Source organism: Paracoccaceae bacterium Fryx2, from assembly GCA_032334235.1.
In the GTDB taxonomy this organism is placed as follows: domain Bacteria; phylum Pseudomonadota; class Alphaproteobacteria; order Rhodobacterales; family Rhodobacteraceae; genus JAVSGI01.
Window position 1 is genome coordinate 1478462 of sequence record JAVSGI010000005.1, and the last position, 16713, is coordinate 1495174.

19 protein-coding genes are annotated in these 16713 nt (G+C 67.1%); 17 read left to right on the top strand and 2 right to left on the bottom strand.

Annotation, left to right across the window (positions count from 1 at the left end):
- Nucleotides 1–2: 2 nt before the first annotated feature.
- On the bottom strand, nt 3–689 hold the full coding sequence (locus RNZ50_16345) for a rhomboid family intramembrane serine protease (protein ID MDT8856562.1): 687 nt from the start codon (nt 687–689) through the stop codon (nt 3–5).
- An 87-nt stretch (nt 690–776) separates the two neighbouring features.
- Between RNZ50_16345 and trpS the strand changes: the two genes are divergently transcribed.
- Nucleotides 777–1823, top strand: coding sequence for a tryptophan--tRNA ligase (gene trpS, locus RNZ50_16350; GenBank protein MDT8856563.1), 1047 nt, complete (start codon nt 777–779; stop codon nt 1821–1823).
- The gene (locus RNZ50_16355; GenBank protein ID MDT8856564.1) at nt 1823–2887 is read left to right on the top strand and encodes a hypothetical protein; all 1065 of its coding nucleotides are present in this window, start codon (nt 1823–1825) and stop codon (nt 2885–2887) included. Before trpS ends, RNZ50_16355 begins: the two co-directional genes overlap by 1 nt.
- On the opposite strand, the gene RNZ50_16360 is transcribed toward RNZ50_16355, so the two are convergent.
- Nucleotides 2888–3445 carry a L,D-transpeptidase family protein gene (locus RNZ50_16360; protein MDT8856565.1) on the bottom strand — a complete coding sequence of 186 codons (558 nt, stop codon included), beginning with the start codon at nt 3443–3445 and terminating at the stop codon, nt 2888–2890.
- Between the two features lie 399 nt (nt 3446–3844).
- Here RNZ50_16360 and RNZ50_16365 point away from each other — a divergent pair, with 399 nt between their 5' ends.
- From RNZ50_16365 to RNZ50_16435, 15 genes are all read left to right on the top strand, one after another.
- Nucleotides 3845–4777, top strand: a complete 933-nt coding sequence (locus tag RNZ50_16365; GenBank protein MDT8856566.1) for an IS5 family transposase — start codon at nt 3845–3847, stop codon at nt 4775–4777.
- 279 nt (nt 4778–5056) lie between these two features.
- A complete protein-coding gene (locus tag RNZ50_16370) occupies nt 5057–5539 on the top strand; it encodes a VOC family protein (GenBank protein ID MDT8856567.1) in 483 nt (160 codons plus the stop codon).
- Between the two features lie 184 nt (nt 5540–5723).
- Nucleotides 5724–6584, top strand: a complete 861-nt coding sequence (locus RNZ50_16375; GenBank protein ID MDT8856568.1) for a branched-chain amino acid aminotransferase — start codon at nt 5724–5726, stop codon at nt 6582–6584.
- A 72-nt stretch (nt 6585–6656) separates the two neighbouring features.
- Nucleotides 6657–7112, top strand: a complete 456-nt coding sequence (locus RNZ50_16380) for a universal stress protein (GenBank protein ID MDT8856569.1) — start codon at nt 6657–6659, stop codon at nt 7110–7112.
- Between the two features lie 238 nt (nt 7113–7350).
- Nucleotides 7351–7485, top strand: a complete 135-nt coding sequence (locus RNZ50_16385) for a hypothetical protein (GenBank protein MDT8856570.1) — start codon at nt 7351–7353, stop codon at nt 7483–7485.
- A 277-nt stretch (nt 7486–7762) separates the two neighbouring features.
- Nucleotides 7763–8323 (top strand): NifU family protein, encoded by a 561-nt coding sequence (locus RNZ50_16390; protein MDT8856571.1) that lies wholly within the window; start codon nt 7763–7765, stop codon nt 8321–8323.
- Entirely contained in the window at nt 8313–8927 is a 615-nt protein-coding gene (gene tsaB / locus RNZ50_16395) for a tRNA (adenosine(37)-N6)-threonylcarbamoyltransferase complex dimerization subunit type 1 TsaB (protein MDT8856572.1), read from the top strand. Before RNZ50_16390 ends, tsaB begins: the two co-directional genes overlap by 11 nt.
- On the top strand, nt 8924–9358 hold the full coding sequence (locus tag RNZ50_16400; protein MDT8856573.1) for a GNAT family N-acetyltransferase: 435 nt from the start codon (nt 8924–8926) through the stop codon (nt 9356–9358). The genes tsaB and RNZ50_16400 overlap by 4 nt, the downstream gene beginning before the upstream one ends.
- 145 nt (nt 9359–9503) lie before the next feature.
- Entirely contained in the window at nt 9504–10499 is a 996-nt protein-coding gene (locus RNZ50_16405; GenBank protein MDT8856574.1) for a BMP family ABC transporter substrate-binding protein, read from the top strand.
- Nucleotides 10499–12088, top strand: a complete 1590-nt coding sequence (locus RNZ50_16410) for an ABC transporter ATP-binding protein (protein MDT8856575.1) — start codon at nt 10499–10501, stop codon at nt 12086–12088. Before RNZ50_16405 ends, RNZ50_16410 begins: the two co-directional genes overlap by 1 nt.
- Nucleotides 12088–13182 (top strand): ABC transporter permease, encoded by a 1095-nt coding sequence (locus tag RNZ50_16415; GenBank protein ID MDT8856576.1) that lies wholly within the window; start codon nt 12088–12090, stop codon nt 13180–13182. The genes RNZ50_16410 and RNZ50_16415 overlap by 1 nt, the downstream gene beginning before the upstream one ends.
- Nucleotides 13182–14147 (top strand): ABC transporter permease, encoded by a 966-nt coding sequence (locus RNZ50_16420; GenBank protein ID MDT8856577.1) that lies wholly within the window; start codon nt 13182–13184, stop codon nt 14145–14147. The genes RNZ50_16415 and RNZ50_16420 overlap by 1 nt, the downstream gene beginning before the upstream one ends.
- Nucleotides 14131–14931 carry a purine-nucleoside phosphorylase gene (locus tag RNZ50_16425; protein MDT8856578.1) on the top strand — a complete coding sequence of 267 codons (801 nt, stop codon included), beginning with the start codon at nt 14131–14133 and terminating at the stop codon, nt 14929–14931. Before RNZ50_16420 ends, RNZ50_16425 begins: the two co-directional genes overlap by 17 nt.
- 94 nt (nt 14932–15025) lie before the next feature.
- The gene (locus RNZ50_16430) at nt 15026–15946 is read left to right on the top strand and encodes a sulfite exporter TauE/SafE family protein (protein MDT8856579.1); all 921 of its coding nucleotides are present in this window, start codon (nt 15026–15028) and stop codon (nt 15944–15946) included.
- On the top strand, nt 15943–16713 hold the full coding sequence (locus RNZ50_16435; GenBank protein ID MDT8856580.1) for a TIGR02186 family protein: 771 nt from the start codon (nt 15943–15945) through the stop codon (nt 16711–16713). The genes RNZ50_16430 and RNZ50_16435 overlap by 4 nt, the downstream gene beginning before the upstream one ends.

Below are 16713 nucleotides of genomic sequence, written 5' to 3' on the forward strand. Positions count from 1 at the left end.
CCCTAGCGCCGCCGCAGCTTCTCCACCACCCGGCCCCACCCGCCGGGGCTGACCACGAACGACAGCACGAACCCGGCGGCAAAGCCCGCCAGATCGGCCACCCAGTCCATCCCGGCGCCGAACAGCAGCCCGAACAAAAGCTGTATCCCCAGCAGGATGCCGATCAGCGAAAAGGCGCGATACTGGTTCGCCCCCTTGGCGGCCAGATTGACCCACAAGAGGAAGGTGAAGGCCCCGATCATGCCATAGACCGGCGGATAGCCCCCGATCAGCGCCGCCCCGGCCCCCGGCACCGCGGCGTAGGCCAGCGCCCCCGTGATGGCCGCGCCGAAGAACACCACCAGCACCGCCCACCAGCGGAACACCTCGCCCACCATCTTGCCGAGCGCGAGCAGGATCACCACGGCAAACAGCGCATGGGTGAAATTGCCATGCACCAGCGGATAGCTGACCAGCCGCAGCATCCCCTGCCACGGGTATTGCCCCGCCTCCAGCATGGCGCGCATCAGGTCGGGCGAAAAGGCAAAGCGCTGCACCGCGTCCAGCCGCCAGCCCACCGCCTCGGGCCCGCCCACCAGCCCGCGCGACCCCAGCCCCAGTATCACCTCCATCGCGATGATCGGCAGCGCCAGCGCCCAGACAACGGGCGGCAAGGGGTTCAGCGGCGGGGCGTTAAAGTCGCGGTTCATGGCATGCCTTTCACGGTCGGGGTTGATTGACGGCCCCGGCGCCCAGCGATAAGCCGAAACCGCAACAGTTTCCAGACGGAGTATCCCATGGCCGAGCCGGTCCAGACGCCTCAGGCATTCCAGACGCGCATCTTCTCGGGCATCCAGCCCTCGGGCGGGCTGACGCTGGGCAACTACCTCGGCGCGCTGAAACGCTTCGTCGAAAAGCAGGACGAGGGCATCGAGACGGTATATTGCCTGGTGGACATGCACGCCATCACCGTCTGGCAAGACCCCGAAAAGCTGCGCCGGCAGACGCGCGAGGCGGCGGCGGGCTTCATCGCGGCAGGCATCGACCCCGCACGCTCGATCCTGTTCAACCAGTCCCAGGTCACCGCGCACGCCGAACTCGCGTGGATCTTCAACTGCGTGGCGCGCGTCGGCTGGATGAGCCGGATGACCCAGTGGAAGGACAAGACCGCCGGCAAGAACGCCGAGGCGGAATCGCTGGGCCTGTTTGCCTACCCGTCGCTGATGGCCGCCGACATCCTGGCCTACAAGGCCACCCATGTGCCGGTGGGCGAGGATCAGAAGCAGCATCTGGAACTGACCCGCGACATCGCGACGAAGTTCAACCATGACTACAAGGTCAACTTCTTCCCGATCACCGAACCCGTTATCGAAGGCGCCGCCACCCGCGTCATGTCCCTGCGCGACGGCACGAAGAAGATGTCGAAATCCGACCCGTCGGACCAATCGCGCATCAACCTGACCGACGATGCCGACACCATTTCGAAGAAGATCCGCAAGGCCAAGACCGACCCCGAACCCCTGCCCGACAGTCTGGAAGGGCTGAAAGACCGGCCAGAGGCGCGCAATCTGGTGAACATCTATGCGGCCCTCGCCGGCCACAGCGCGGCACAGGTGATGCGCGATTTCGCAGGCGCCGCCTTCGGCACCTTCAAGCCGGCGCTGGCCGATCTGGCGGTTGCCAAGCTGGAGCCGATCACCTCCGAGATGACCCGCCTCATGAAAGACCCCGCCGAGATCGACCGCATCCTTGGCGCCGGCGCCGCGCAGGCCGATGCCATCGCCCGGCCGATCGTCGATCAGGTCTATGACATCGTCGGCATGATCCGATCGCGGCAGGTCTGATGCTGCGGCGGCTGGTGCGGGCGGGGCTGGGGCTGACCCTCGCCGCCTCGCTGGCGCTGACAGGCTGGGCCGGATACGGCATCGCGCAAGACCCGGCGCTGGCCGCCTTCACCGAGCGCGGCGCCGACGAGATCCGCGCCGCCACCGACCGGCTGATGGCGCGGGAAGCCACGCCCGAACGCATCGCCGCGCTGCTTGCCATCCGGCTGGAGGAATCCCCGCGCAACTGGGTGGCGATCACTTCGCTGGAAGGCGTCTCCGCCGACCGCGCCCTGCCCCTGCCCGCCGGTCTTCTGGCCGCCCGCGAGGCCGCCTGGGCCGCCGATACCGGCTGGGCCACCTTGGCCGCCGACTGCGCCCTCTGCGCCTACGATCCCGGCACCTGCACACTGTCGAACGTGCTGGTCTGTCAGGTGCCCATCGCCCTGACGCCGGTCGGCGATATCGCGGGCATCACCCGGGGCGCGGCCGCATGGGCGGCGGGCACCGACGTTGACGAAATCGACGTTGGCCTATCGATCGTCGGGCTGGCAGCCACCGCGCTGGTTCTGGCCTCGGGCGGCTCGGCGGCGCTGGTCAAGGCCGGGGCCGGCACCGCAAGGCTGGCTAGGCGGATGGGCCTCTTGTCGCCGCGCCTGACGGCCCTTGGCAGCGACGCCCTGCGCCACGGCATCGACTGGGCCGCCCTGCCCGCCGCCCGCTCGGCCGACGATCTGGCCCGCACGCTGCGCCCCGCCGCCCTTGCCCCGGTGATCGCCGTCACCACCGACATGGGCCGCCTGCGCACCGCCACCGGCAGCACCGAGGCCCTGCATCTTCTGCGCTATATCGACGACGCCCCCGACGCCCGCCGCCTTGCCAATGCGGCCGAGGCGCTGGGCCCCCGCACCGTCGGGCGGATCGAGGTGCTGGGCAAGGCCCGCCTGATGCGCGCCACCCTGCGCTGGTCAGAGGCGACCTGGGCGTTGCTGGCGGGGATCTGGGGGATGTTCGCGGGCCTCGCGGGCCTGCTGGGCGGCGCGGCGCAAAGCCTTGCCCTGCGCCTGTCGCGACGCCTCGCCTGATCAGATCAGCCGCACCTGAGTGCCGACCTTCGCCAGCGCGAACAACTGGCTGATATGCTCGTTGTAAAGCCCGATGCAGCCGTCCGACGACTGCCGCCCGATCTTGCGCGTGTCATGCGTGCCGTGGATGCGGTAATACTGCCACGACAGATACAGCGCATGGGTGCCCAGCGGGTTGGTCGGCCCGGCGGGGATCACCACCGGCAGGGTCGGGTCGCGCTCGCGCATCGAGGGCGTCGGCGTCCAGGTCGGGCCATCGACCTTGCGGATCACCTCCGTCACACCCAGCCGGGTCAACTCGGGGCTGATCGGCACCGAGGAGGGGTACAGCCGGTAGATCGACTCATCCTCCGACCAGTAATGCACGGCCCGCGACCGCGTGTCGGACAGGATGACCCCGTTCTTCAGATTGGGGAAATGGTCGCGCCAGTCGATGCTGCGAAAGCTCGACACGTTGTTGCGCGCTTGCGCCATGGCTTGCGCGGGCAGCAACGCCCCCGCCACCGCCGCCACCGAAAGCCCCAGCATCCTGCGCCGGTCGAGATGCATCCTGTTCATCCTGCTCGCCTCTTTCCTATTCACGTTCTTCTATCTGTTGCCACCTTTTCCGATGCGGGCCACAGGTGCAACTCACGATCCCGTTGGCCCCCGCACACACCGCCCCACGCCCGTGCCCCTACCAGGCCAGGTGTCACGCGCCGGATTCATTCACCTGCGAAACATCGAATGCAGCCTCCGGGCTGTCGATTCGGGCCACCTTGTCCCCTCAACGGCCACCCGGGCGTCCCCTCCTGCGGTGTCCGGCCCGAACCCCCGGGCCTGCACGTCAGGTCCGGGGATTTTTGGATGGGAGCCTGAAGGGTTCCAGAGCGCTTTTTCTTATTGACGTAGACCGGCTCTGTTGCACAAATCCCGTGAGGGATTCATCTTGTGAATCCAGCGTGGTAGCTGGACGGCATGAGCAGACCCATACCCCCCGCCTACAAGACCAGGAACTGGCCCGCCTATAACGAAGCGCTGAAGCGCCGCGGCTCGCTGACGATCTGGTTTGATACCGCCATGATCTGGGAGGCTGCGCCGACAGGTAAGCGCGGCCGACAGCCTGACTATAGCGATGCCGCGATCCAGACCTGCCTGACCATCAAGGTGTTGTTTGGCATGGCGCTCAGACAGACGACTGGCTTCGTCGAAAGCCTGCTGGGGCTCATCGATTTGGATTGGGCTGTGCCCAATTTCAGCACGCTGAGCCGTCGCCAGAAGACCCTGAAGGTCAACATCCCCCACCGCGGCTCGCAAGGCCCGCTGCATCTTCTGATCGATAGCACCGGGATCAAGGTTGAAGGCGAAGGTGAATGGAATGCGCGCAAGCACGGCGGCACCAAACGTCGGGTCTGGCGCAAGATTCACATCGGGATAGACGAGAAAACACTGGAAATCCGCGCAGCCGAGTTCACCACCAGCGATGTCGGTGACGCGCCGATGCTGCCCGAACTGCTCGACCAGATCCCGCCCGATCAGGAGATCGCCAGCGTCACCGCTGATGGCGCCTTCGACACACGCAAGTGTCACGACGCCATCGCCGCCCGCGGTGCGGCCGCCATCATTCCGCCCCGCAAGAACGCCAAGCCATGGAAGCCCGACACCCCCGGGGCAATCGCCCGCAACGAAGCCCTACGCGCGTCGAAACGCTTCGGCCGAACCATCTGGCGACGATGGAGCGGTTATCACCGCCGAAGCCGCGTCGAGACGAAGATGCACTGCGTCAAATTGCTGGGTCAGCGCCTCATGGCGCGGGACTTTGACCGTCAGGTCGCCGAGTTTCAGGTCCGTGTAGCCGTGCTGAACGGCTTCACGGCGCTCGGTATACCCGTCACTGAAGCCGTGGGATGAGTCTGTCCAGGGAAAGGGGAGATCTGTCTGTCACCCGATTTGTGCAACAGAGCCATCCAACAGAAGAACGTAGGTGCAGACACTTGAAAATCGGCACGTTGGAGTTGATGCCACGCCACTTGATTGGTCCACCAGTCGCCCGTTGATCCATTACAACACAGCCCGTCGCCACCACCCCCTCCCCAAGAACGCTACCCGCGCGCAGGCCCTGTGCGCCTGCGGGTCTGAAAAGGCGCGCTCCAGTCTGCTATGTCCATGCCAACAGACAGGAGCCCCCCCATGACCACCCTTCCCGCCGCCACCCGCATCGGCCACGTTCATCTCAAGGTCGCAGACCTCGACCGTGCCATCGCCTTCTACTTGGGCATCCTCGGCTTCGAGGTGCAGCAGCGCATCGGCGCCCAGGCCGCCTTTCTGGGGGCCGGGGGCTACCACCACCACATCGGGCCGAACACCTGGGAAAGCCGGGGCGCCACGCCGCCGCCGCCCGGCCACACCGGCCTTTACCACACCGCAATCCTGTTCCCCGACCGAGCCAGCCTCGGCGCCGCCCTCAAACGGCTGATCGCCGCCGGAGTGCCGCTGGACGGCGCGTCCGACCACGGCGTGTCCGAGGCGCTTTACCTGACCGACCCCGACGGCAATGGCGTCGAGCTTTACCGCGGCCGCCCCGAAGCCGACTGGCCGCGCGATGCCGCAGGCAACCTCGCGATGATCAGCGCCCGGCTCGACCTGAACGCCCTGCTGGCCGAGGCCGCCTGAGCGCAGGCCCCTGCCCTTCTTCTGTTTCCAAATATCCCCGCCGGAGGCTCCGGCGGCAGCGGCGGGAGCCTCCGGCGGGGATATTTGAGCAAAGATGAAAACGCGGGGGCGGAATTGCGCCGCTGCCGTCTGGACCCTGCCGCGCCCCGGTGATCTAGTGTCGCCGCAAGACACGGAGAGTCCCATGGCATTCGGCACCCATATCCGCACCTATTTCGAGAACCGCTGGCATGATGGCGACATCGCCGTGATGCGCGCCGCCGATCACGGCATCTGGCAGGGGTCGTCGGTGTTCGACGGGGCGCGGCAGTTCGATGGCGTCGCCCCTGATCTGGCCGCCCATTGCGCCCGGGTCAACCGCTCGGCCGAGGCGCTGATGATCACGCCCACCGTTGGGACGGCCGAGATGGTCGAGATCGCGCGCGAGGGGTTGCGGGCCTACGGGCCGGGCAAGGCGGTCTATATCCGGCCGATGTACTGGGCGCTGGACGGCTCGGATCTGGGCGTGGCGCCGATGGCGGGCGCCACCGGTTTCGCGCTGTGCCTGGAGGCGGTGCCGATGCCCGACGCGGCCACCACCACCACGCTGACCCGCACCCGTTTCCGCCGCCCCGTGCTGGAGGACAACGTCTGCAACGCCAAGGCCGGCTGCCTGTACCCCAACAACGCGCGGATGCTGGTCGAGGCCAAGGCCAAGGGCTTCGGCAACGCGCTGGTGGCCGATGCGATGGGCAACGTGGCCGAGACGGCCACGGCGAACGTCTTCATGGTGCGGGACGGGGTGGCCTTCACCCCGATCGCCAACGGCACCTTCCTGTCGGGCATCACCCGGGCGCGGCACATCGCCAACCTGCGGGCCGACGGGGTCGAGGTGGTCGAGACGGTGCTGAGCTTTGACGATTTCCACGCGGCGGACGAGGTGTTCCTGTCGGGCAATTTCGCCAAGGTCACGCCGGTGCGTGAATTTGACGGCACTTCGTACCAGCACGGGCCTGTGACGCGGCGGGCGCGGCAGCTTTACATGGACTGGGCGCATTCTGCCTGAACGCTTGCCAGCGGGGGGGCGGATCGGCGATGATCCGCCCCGCGCCGGCAGGCCCGGCCCTGGGGAAAGATGATGCGCAAGTTTCTGGTCGTGCTGGATGACAGCCGCGAATGCCTGAACGCGATGAGGTTCGCCGCGCTGCGGGCGGCGCATACCGGGGCGGGGGTGCAGATCCTGTCGATCGTGCCGCCCGAGGAATACCAGCACTGGATCGGCGTCGCCGACCTGATGCGGCAGGAGGCGCGCGAGCGGATCGAGGCGCATTTCGAGGTCTTCGCAAAATGGATGCGCGACAAGCAGGGGATCAACCCGGAACTGGTGATCCGCGAGGGTGATCCGGTGCAGGAAATCCTGGCACAGGTGCGCGACGATCCGGCGATCGGGGTGCTGGTTCTGGGCGCGGGAACCGAGAAGGCGGGGCCGGGCCCGCTGGTCACCCAGATGAGCCGCAATTCGGGCAACCTGCCGATTCCGATCACGATTGTTCCGGGAGACATGTCGAAGGAACGGCTGGAGGCGATCACCTGAGGGTGTGACATCTTGGGGGATTTCACGCGTGAAAACACGGTCAAGCCCGTGAAAGAAAACCGCTTCCTTTTCTTCATTAACTTATTTTAAAGACAGTCCGCGCCGCGGGGCGCCGCAATGAGCCCTGCGCTCAGGTCATGCCGCAGTTGCAGCATCAGCCCTTTCAACCCGGCGTGGCCGGGCACATGTTGCAGTGCAGCAAGAGTAAAAAAGGAAGATGATTGTGGCGAGTAAATCCATGGCTGCGAAGAAACCCGAAACCATCCGGGACGAAACCGACGAATACTTCATTCCGGCGGCTGCCGTTCTGAGAAAGACGATCCGCGAAGTGACGCCGCTCGACCAGATGTATGGTTACTACACGGCAGACTGACGCCTGACACGGCAACGATGATGCGGCCCCGGTCCGACAGCGGAGGGGGGCCGCAAGGCTGGTGGTGCGCACGCGGCACCCCTGTGCCGCAGCGGGGCAGCACCGGCCGGAAGGGCGGGCGGGGCTCCATCCGCCCGGGTTCCGGGCACGCCCAACGCCCGTCGTGACGCAGGCACGCCCATTGCCCGTCATGACGCAGGCCAAACTTGGCTTGCCCGCCAACTTGACTTGGCGACGTGCCGGGCGCATATCCAACAGGAATAGTTGGAGAAGCCGCATGTTCATCCAGACCGAATCCACCCCGAACCCCGCGACGCTGAAATTCCTGCCCGGCCAGACCGTGCTGGAACTGGGCACCGCCGATTTTCCCTCGGCCGAGGCGGCGGTCAAATCGCCGTTGGCGGCGCGCATCTTTGGGGCGGGCGGCGTGGCGGGCGTGTTCTTCGGCACCGATTTCGTGACGGTGACCAAGACCGAAGACGCCGCCTGGGACCATATCAAGCCCGCGATCCTTGGCGCGATCATGGAGCATTACCAGTCGGGTGCCGCCGTGATCGAGGGCGAGCAGGCGGCTTCGGGCCATGCCAAGCATGACGGGCCCGACAGCGACATCGTGCGCCAGATCAAGGAACTGCTGGACACCCGCGTGCGCCCGGCCGTGGCGCAGGATGGCGGCGACATCACCTTTCACGGCTTTGACCGCGGCATCGTCTATCTGCACATGCAGGGCGCCTGCGCCGGTTGCCCGTCCTCGACCCTGACGCTGAAGATGGGGATCGAGAACCTGCTGCGCCATTACATTCCCGAAGTGCTGGAAGTGCGGCCCGTTGCAGCCTGAGCCGCTGATTCTGGCGTTCGACACATCGGCCGCGCATTGCGCGGCCGCTTTGCTGTGTGGCGGGCGGGTGCTGGCTGCGCGGCAGGAGCCGATGGACAAGGGGCAGGCCGAACGGCTGCTGCCGCTGCTTTCGGAAGTGCTGGCCGAGGGCGGCGCGGGCTGGAGCGACCTTGCGGCGCTGGCGGTCGGGGTGGGGCCGGGCAACTTTACCGGCGTGCGGATTGCGGTTGCGGCGGCGCGCGGGCTGGCGCTTGGGCTGGGGATTCCGGCGATCGGCGTCACGCGGCTGGAGGCGCTGGCCCATGGCCTGCCCCGCCCGCTGACCGTGGTCGAGGATGCACGGCGCGGCGAGGTTTACGTGCAGCATTTCGACGAGGTGCCGGGGGTGGCCCATCTGGCGCGGCTGGACGAACTGGCGGTTGCGGCGGCCGAGGTCGGCTCGGCGGCGCGGGGTTCGCTGCTGCCGGGCCTGCCGATTGCCGAGGCGACCGGGCTTGTGGCGTTGCAGCGGCTGGGGCGGCCGCAGCCGCGCCCGGCGCCGTTCTACCTGCGCGGGGCCGATGCCGCCCCGCCGTCGGACCCGCCGCCAGTGATATTGCCGTGACGCCCGAGGCGCTGGCCGGTCTGCACGCCGCCTGCTTCACCACGCCGCGCCCGTGGTCTGCGGCGGAGTTTTCGGGCCTGCTGGCCGATCCGCAGGTGTTCCTGATCGTCGAAACGGACGGGTTTCTGCTGGGCCGCGCCGTGATGGACGAAGCCGAGGTGCTGACGTTGGCGGTCGCTTCCGTGGCGCGCAGGCAGGGGTTTGGCGCGCGGTTGGTGGCGGGGTTTCTGGCGCAGGCTGCGGCGCGCGGGGCGGGCCGCGCCTTTCTGGAAGTTGCCGCCGACAATGCCGCCGCGATTGCGCTTTACGCCCGGCTGGGCTTTGTGCAGGCCGGGCGGCGGCGGCGGTATTTTCGCACCCCGGCAGGGGATAGCGTTGATGCGCTGGTGCTGGCGCGGCCGCTGGCCGGGGCCGTGCCGCCCGGAATCTGACCGCAGGATCAAAGCGGCGCGGGGTGGCGCAAATACCTGTTGACCGCCCCGGCCAAACCCGACCTAAATCGGGCACGGTCCGCCAGCCCCCGGCCTGTGAAGGGGCGGCGCAGGACAATGACATAACGACAACCGGGAGACTGCGATGACCCACATGAAAACCCTGCTCGGCGCGGCGGCGACGCTGGCGATGGCCTCTGGCCTGGCGATGGCCGAACCGGCGATCATCTTCGACCTTGGCGGCAAGTTCGACAAGTCGTTCAACGAGGCGGCGTTCAACGGCGCGCAACGCTGGGCGACCGAGACCGGCGGCACCTTCAAGGAACTGGAAATGCAGTCGGAAGCGATGCGCGAGCAGGCGCTGCGGCGGCTGGCCGAGGCCGGGGCCAACCCGGTGGTGATGACCGGCTTTGCCTTCGGCGACGTGCTGGCGCAGGTGGCCCCCGATTTCCCCGAGACCAAGTTTGCCATCATCGACATGGTGGTGGACCAGCCGAACGTGAAGTCGGTGGTGTTCTCGGAACATGAGGGCTCGTATCTGGTCGGCATGATGGCGGCGATGGCGTCGAAGACCGGCACCGTGGGCTTCATCGGCGGCATGGACATTCCGCTGATCCGCAAGTTCGGCTGCGGCTATGCGCAGGGGGTCAAGGCGGTGAAGGCCGATGCCAAGGTGATCGTGAACATGACCGGCACGACGCCTGCCGCGTGGAACGACCCGGTGAAGGGCGCGGAACTGGCGAAATCGCAGAAGTCACAGGGCGCGGACGTGATCTATGCGGCGGCGGGCAGCACCGGGATCGGCGTGCTTCAGGCGGCGGCGGACGAGGGGATCCTGTCGATCGGGGTCGACAGCAACCAGAACTACATGCATCCGGGCAAGGTGCTGACCTCGATGATGAAGCGGGTCGATGTCGCGGTTTACAATGCGTTCGTGGAAGGCGCCGATCTGGTGCCGGGGATCAACGTGATGGACCTGAAATCCGAGGGCGTGGGCTATGCGCTGGACGAGAACAATGCAGCCCTGGTCACCGAGGAGATGAAGGCGGCGGTGGACGCGGCGATGGCGAAGATCGTGTCGGGCGAGCTGGTGGTGCATGACTACATGAGCGACAACACCTGCCCGGCTGCGCAGTTCTGATGCCAGCCACGGGCGAAGCGGGGCGGCAGGCAACTGCCGCCCCTACCGGCGGCCCGCTGGCGATCGAGCTTCGCGGGATTTCCAAGGCGTTCGGGCCGGTGCAGGCCAACAAGGACATTTCGTTCAAGGCTGCGCGCGGCACGATCCACGGAATCATCGGCGAGAATGGCGCGGGGAAATCGACGCTGATGTCGATCCTCTACGGGTTCTACAAGGCCGACGCGGGCGAGATATTCATCGGCGGCAAGGCGACCGTGATTCCCGACAGCCAGAGTGCGATCCGCGCGGGCATCGGCATGGTGTTCCAGCATTTCAAGCTGGTGCAGAATTTCACGGTGCTGGAAAACGTGATCCTCGGTGCCGAGGAGGGGCAGATGCTGCGCCCCTCGTTGGCAAAGGCGCGCAAGGTTCTGGCCGATCTGGCGCGGGAGTACGAGCTGGAGGTCGATCCCGATGCGCTGGTCGAGGATCTTTCGGTCGGGCACCAACAGCGGGTGGAGATCCTCAAGGCATTGTATCGGCAGGCGGACATTCTCATTCTGGACGAGCCGACGGGGGTGCTGACCCCCGACGAGGCCGACCACCTGTTCCGCATCTTGCGCGGGCTGAAGGATCAGGGCAAGACCGTGATCCTGATCACCCACAAGCTGCACGAGATCATGGAAACCACCGACAACGTCAGCGTGATGCGGCGCGGCGAGATGGTGGCGACGGTGAAGACCGCCGAGACCAGCCCCGAGGCGCTGGCCGAACTGATGGTGGGGCGCAAGGTGCTGCTGCATGTCGAAAAGGGCCCGGCCAGCCCCGGCAAGCTGGTGCTGGAGGTGGAGAACCTGGCGGTGCGCGATGACGCAAAGGTGGAACGGCTGAAGGGCATCAGCTTTTCGATCCGCGCGGGCGAGATTCTGGGCATTGCCGGGGTGGCGGGCAACGGGCAGTCGGAACTGCTGGAGGTGCTGGGCGGCATTGCGCATGGCACCGGCACGATCAGGCTGAACGGGGTGCCGCTGGACCTGACCGGGCGCGACAGCGACGGGCAGTCGCGCCGGGCGCAGGGCATCGCCCATGTGCCCGAGGACCGCCAGCATCTGGGCCTGATCATGGATTTCACGGCCTGGGAAAACATCGGCTTCGGCTATCACAACGCGCCCGAATACCAGAAGAATGCCCTGCTGATGGACAATGCCGCCCTGCGCGCCGACACCGAGGCCAAGATGGCGCGGTTCGACATCCGCCCGCCGATCCCGACGCTGGCCGCCAAGAAATTTTCCGGCGGCAACCAGCAGAAGATCGTGGTGGCGCGGGAAATCGAGCGCAACCCGGACCTGCTGCTGATCGGCCAGCCGACCCGCGGGGTGGACATCGGCGCGATCGAATTCATACACAAGCAGATCGTGGCGCTGCGCGATGCGGGCAAGGCGATCCTGCTGGTCAGCGTGGAGCTTGACGAGATCATGAGCCTGTCGGACCGCATCGCGGTGATGTTCGACGGCCGGATCATGGGGTTCCGCGACCCGGCGACCACCGACGCGCGCGCGCTGGGTCTGCTGATGGCAGGCATGGGCGACACCATGGCGGAGGCCGGGTGATGGAAAGGATGCCGCGCTGGGCCGACGCGCTGCTGGTGCCGCTGATCAGCCTGATCATCGCCTCGGCGATTTCGGGGCTGGTGATCCTTGCCATCGGGGAAGACCCGGTGGCGGCGATGAAGCTGATGGTGACTGGCGCGCTGGGGTCGAGCTATGGCTGGGGCTACACGCTTTATTACGCCACCAACTTCATGTTCACCGGGCTGGCGGTGGCGGTGGCGTTTCATGCCGGGCTGTTCAACATCGGCGGCGAGGGGCAGGCGACACTGGGCGGGCTGGGGGTGGCGCTGGTCTGCCTTTACCTGCCGTGGCCGCACTGGTCGCTGGCGCTGGGGGCGGCGGTGATCGCGGCGGCGGGATTCGGTGCGCTGTGGGCGGCGGTGCCCGCCTGGTTGCAGGCCAGGCGCGGCAGCCACATCGTGATCACCACGATCATGTTCAACTTCATCGCGGCCAGCCTGCTGAACTATCTGCTGGTCAACGTGCTGCGGCCGCAAGGCTCGATGGACCCGGCGAGCGCGCGCTTTCCCGACGCGACCACGCTGCCGGGGCTGCACGAGGTGCTGGGGCTGGTGGGAATACCGTTTTCGAAAAGCACGCCCGCGAACATCAGCCTGCTGATTGCGCTGGCCTGTTGCGTGCTGGTCTGGGCGCTGATCTGGCGGACCCGGCTGGGCTTTGCGCTGCGCGCCTTTGGCAAATCGGAAAAGGCGGCGCGCTATGCGGGCATCAGCCCGGTCCGGATCACCCTGTATGCCATGGTGATTTCGGGCGGGCTGGCCGGGATGATGGCGGTCAACACCGTGATGGGCGAGGCGAACCGGCTGCTGATGAATTCGGTCGAGGGGGCGGGCTTCATCGGCATCGCGGTGGCGCTGATGGGGCGCAGCCATCCGGCGGGGGTCTGCCTTGCGGCGATATTGTTCGGATTCCTGTATCAGGGCGGGGCAGAACTTGCGCTGTGGACCAAGATTCCGCGCGAGTTGATCACGGTGATCCAGGCGCTGGTGATCCTGTTCACCGGCGCGCTGGACAACATGGTGCGCCGCCCGGTCGAGATGATGTTCATGGCCGCGCGCAGGGGGGCGAAGTGATGGATCTGGCGACGCTGCTCCAGATACTCGATTCGACGGTGCGGCTTGGCACGCCGCTGCTGCTGGCCTGCCTTGCGGGCCTGTTTTCGGAGCGGGCCGGGATTTTCGACATCGGGCTGGAAGGCAAGATGCTGTCGGCGGCCTTCCTGTCGGGGGCGGTGGCGTGGATCACTGGCGACGTGTGGCTGGGGCTGCTGGCCGGGGTGTTCGCGTCGCTGCTGATGTCGGCGATCCACGGGGTGGCCTCGATCACCTTTCGCGGCAACCAGCTGATTTCGGGGGTGGCGATCAACTTCCTCGCCTCGGGGCTGACGGTGCTTCTGGGGCAGAAGTGGTTCGGGCTGGGCGGGCGCACCCCGGCGATCGAAGGGGCGGCGCGGTTCGAGCCGATCACCCTGCCCTTTGCCGAAACCCTGCGCGACGTGCCGCTGCTGGGGCCGGTGTATTACGAGCTGATCTCGGGCCATACCGTGCTGGTCTATGTGGCGTTTGCGCTGGTGCCGCTCAGCTGGTGGATGCTGTATCGCACCCGCTTCGGGCTGCGGCTGCGGGCGGTGGGCGAAAACCCGGCGGCGGTCGATACCGCCGGGGTGTCGGTGATCGGCATCCGCTTTGCCGCCGTGGCGATCTGCGGCGTGCTCTGCGGGCTGGCGGGGGTGTATCTGGCCACCAGCCTTGCGGCCGGTTTCGGCAAGGAAATGACGGCGGGGCGGGGCTATATCGCGCTGGCCGCACTGATCTTCGCCAAGTGGCGGCCGTGGTATGCGCTGGGTGCCACGATGCTGTTCGGGCTGCTGGAGGCGGTGGCGAACCGGTTCCAGAACATCGACATCGGGTTGTTCGTCATTCCGGTGCAATTCATGCAGGCGCTGCCGTATATCCTGACCGTGGTCATTCTGGCGGGGTTTGTCGGCAAGGCGATACCGCCGCGCGCCGGGGGGGAGCCTTATGTCAAGGAGCGTTGAGCTTGCGGGGCTGATCCGGGGGCGGGCCGGGTCGGCGCCGGTGCGGCTGGGGCTGATACTGGGGTCCGGGCTGGGGCATCTGGCGGCGGCGGTGCGCGGGGTGTCGGTGCCTTATGCCGATTTGCCGGGCTTTCCCCATGCCGGGGTGTCGGGGCACAACCCGCAACTGGTGGTGGGCGATCTGGAAGGCGTGCGGGTCGCGGTGTTCGGCGGGCGGGCGCATTACTACGAGACCGGCAACCCGGCCGCGATGCGCCTGCCGCTGGAGGTGCTGAGCGAGCTTGGTGCGGAATCGATTATCGCCACCAATGCCGCCGGGTCGCTGCGCCCCGACATAAGGCCGGGCGACCTGATGCTGCTGTCGGACCACATCAACTTTTCCGGCCTGAACCCGCTGATCGGCGAGCCGAGCGATGCGCGCTTCGTGCCGATGACGGCGGCGCATGATCCCGGTTTGCGCGCAGGTTTGCGGGCGGCGGCAGAGGCGGTGGGGGTGGCGCTGCCCGAGGGGGTTTATGCTTGGTATTCCGGGCCGTCGTTCGAAACCCCTGCGGAGATTCGGGCGATCCGGGTGCTGGGGGCCGATGCGGTGGGCATGTCGACCGTGCCCGAGGTGATCCTCGCGCGGTTTCTGGGGCTGCGGGTGGCGGCGGTTTCGGTGGTGACCAACATGGCGGCGGGGCTGTCGGATGAACAGATCAGCCATGAACACACCAAGGCGATGGCGCCTTTGGGGGCGGGAAAGCTGGAGAAGGTGTTGCGCGAATTCCTGCGCGGGCTGTGATGATGGCATAACGGCCACAAGGGTTTGACAAGCCCGATACCCCGGCGCAAGTCTTGGGTGACCCCGCCCTTGTGAGCCAAAGCGCGCAACCGACATGCAGCTTTACCTGCCCATCGCCGAGATTTCCGTCAACGCCTGGCTTCTGCTGGGGCTGGGCGGCATCGTGGGGTTCCTGTCGGGGATGTTCGGGGTGGGCGGCGGGTTCCTGATCACGCCGCTGCTGTTCTTCATCGGCATTCCGCCGGCGGTTGCGGTGGCGACCGGGGCCAATCTGGTGGTGGCGTCGTCGGTTTCGGGGGTGCTGGCGCAGGTGCGGCGCAAGGCGGTGGATTTCCGCATGGGGCTGGTGCTGCTGGCGGGCGGGATGCTGGGGTCGGGGGCGGGCATCTGGGTGTTCGCCCGGCTGAGCGCGCTGGGGCAGGTCGATCTGCTGGTGCAGCTGAGTTACGTGCTGTTTCTGGGCCTCGTGGGCGCGCTGATGTTGCAGGAGGGCCTGCGCACCCTGCTGCGGTCGCGCAGGCCGGGGGCGCCGGTGCGGCGCAGCCATGTCCATACCTGGGTCCACAAGCTGCCGCTGAAGATGAAGTTCCGCGCCTCGGGCCTTTACATCTCGGTGCTGCCGCCGATGCTGGTGGGGGCCTTTGTCGGCTTTCTGGCGGCGGTGATGGGGGTGGGCGGCGGCTTCATCATGGTGCCCGCAATGATTTACCTGCTGGGGATGCCGACCCGGGTGGTGATCGGCACGTCGCTGTTCCAGATCATCTTCGTGACCGCCTTCACCACGGTGATGCACGCCGTCACCAGCCAGACGGTCGACATGGTGCTGGCGTTCTTTCTGATCTTCGGCGGGGTGATCGGGGCGCAGGTCGGGGCGCAGATCGGCCTGCGGCTGCGGGCCGAGCAGTTGCGCATCCTGCTGGCGCTGCTGGTGCTGGGGGTCTGCGGGCGGATCGCGCTGGACCTGCTGCTGCGCCCGGCAGAACTGTTCTCGGTCACGCCGGGGCTCTTGCCATGATCCGCGCCCTGATCATCCTGATCCTGACTGCCCTGCCCTGCGCCGCGCAGCAGACCGGGCTTGAAACCATCGTGGCCGGGCTGAGCCGGAACGCGGTGTCGATCACCGCGAACTTCAACGGGTCGGAAATCCTGATCTACGGCGCGGTGAAGCGCGAGACCCCGGCCCCGGACGGCCCGCCGCTGGAGGTGATCGTCACCGTCGAGGGCCCCGCCGCGCAGCAGATCGTGCGACGGAAGGACCGCCGCTTCGGCATCTGGATCAACAATGCCGCCGTGACGGTCGATTCAGCGCCTACATTCTATGCCATTTCCGCCAGCGGCCCGCTGAATGCGATCCTGTCGCAGACCGAGGATCTGCGGCACCGCATCTCGGTGCCGCGGGTGGTGCGCGCCATCGGCACCACCGCCGAGGCCGAGGGCGCGCCCGAGTTTCTCGACGCCATGCTGCGCATCCGCGCCGAGGAAGGGCGCTACCGGCTGGCGGAAGGGGCGGTCGAGCTGGTCGAGGACACGCTGTTTCGCGCCGATGTCGATCTGCCCGCCAACCTGACCGAGGGGCAATACATGGTGCGGATCTACCTGACCCGCGACGGACAGGTGATCGACTGGCTGGCAAGCCCGATCGACGTGCGCAAGGCCGGGCTGGAACGCTGGCTGTTCGCGCTGGCCCATTCGCAGCCGCTGATCTACGGGCTGTTGTCGCTGGTGCTGGCGGTGGGGGCGGGCTGGGGCGCCTCGGCCGGGTTCCAGCTGCTGCGGCGCTGA

Bases quoted from the DNA above. Each gene is read 5' to 3' on its own strand.
- RNZ50_16345 (MDT8856562.1), bottom strand. From the start codon at position 689: ATGAACCGCGACTTTAACGCCCCGCCGCTGAACCCCTTGCCGCCCGTT.
- trpS (MDT8856563.1), top strand. From the start codon at position 777: ATGGCCGAGCCGGTCCAGACGCCTCAGGCATTCCAGACGCGCATCTTC.
- RNZ50_16355 (MDT8856564.1), top strand. From the start codon at position 1,823: ATGCTGCGGCGGCTGGTGCGGGCGGGGCTGGGGCTGACCCTCGCCGCC.
- RNZ50_16360 (MDT8856565.1), bottom strand. From the start codon at position 3,445: ATGAACAGGATGCATCTCGACCGGCGCAGGATGCTGGGGCTTTCGGTG.
- RNZ50_16365 (MDT8856566.1), top strand. From the start codon at position 3,845: ATGAGCAGACCCATACCCCCCGCCTACAAGACCAGGAACTGGCCCGCC.
- RNZ50_16370 (MDT8856567.1), top strand. From the start codon at position 5,057: ATGACCACCCTTCCCGCCGCCACCCGCATCGGCCACGTTCATCTCAAG.
- RNZ50_16375 (MDT8856568.1), top strand. From the start codon at position 5,724: ATGGCATTCGGCACCCATATCCGCACCTATTTCGAGAACCGCTGGCAT.
- RNZ50_16380 (MDT8856569.1), top strand. From the start codon at position 6,657: ATGCGCAAGTTTCTGGTCGTGCTGGATGACAGCCGCGAATGCCTGAAC.
- RNZ50_16385 (MDT8856570.1), top strand. From the start codon at position 7,351: ATGGCTGCGAAGAAACCCGAAACCATCCGGGACGAAACCGACGAATAC.
- RNZ50_16390 (MDT8856571.1), top strand. From the start codon at position 7,763: ATGTTCATCCAGACCGAATCCACCCCGAACCCCGCGACGCTGAAATTC.
- RNZ50_16405 (MDT8856574.1), top strand. From the start codon at position 9,504: ATGACCCACATGAAAACCCTGCTCGGCGCGGCGGCGACGCTGGCGATG.
- RNZ50_16410 (MDT8856575.1), top strand. From the start codon at position 10,499: ATGCCAGCCACGGGCGAAGCGGGGCGGCAGGCAACTGCCGCCCCTACC.
- RNZ50_16415 (MDT8856576.1), top strand. From the start codon at position 12,088: ATGGAAAGGATGCCGCGCTGGGCCGACGCGCTGCTGGTGCCGCTGATC.
- RNZ50_16420 (MDT8856577.1), top strand. From the start codon at position 13,182: ATGGATCTGGCGACGCTGCTCCAGATACTCGATTCGACGGTGCGGCTT.
- RNZ50_16425 (MDT8856578.1), top strand. From the start codon at position 14,131: ATGTCAAGGAGCGTTGAGCTTGCGGGGCTGATCCGGGGGCGGGCCGGG.
- RNZ50_16430 (MDT8856579.1), top strand. From the start codon at position 15,026: ATGCAGCTTTACCTGCCCATCGCCGAGATTTCCGTCAACGCCTGGCTT.
- RNZ50_16435 (MDT8856580.1), top strand. From the start codon at position 15,943: ATGATCCGCGCCCTGATCATCCTGATCCTGACTGCCCTGCCCTGCGCC.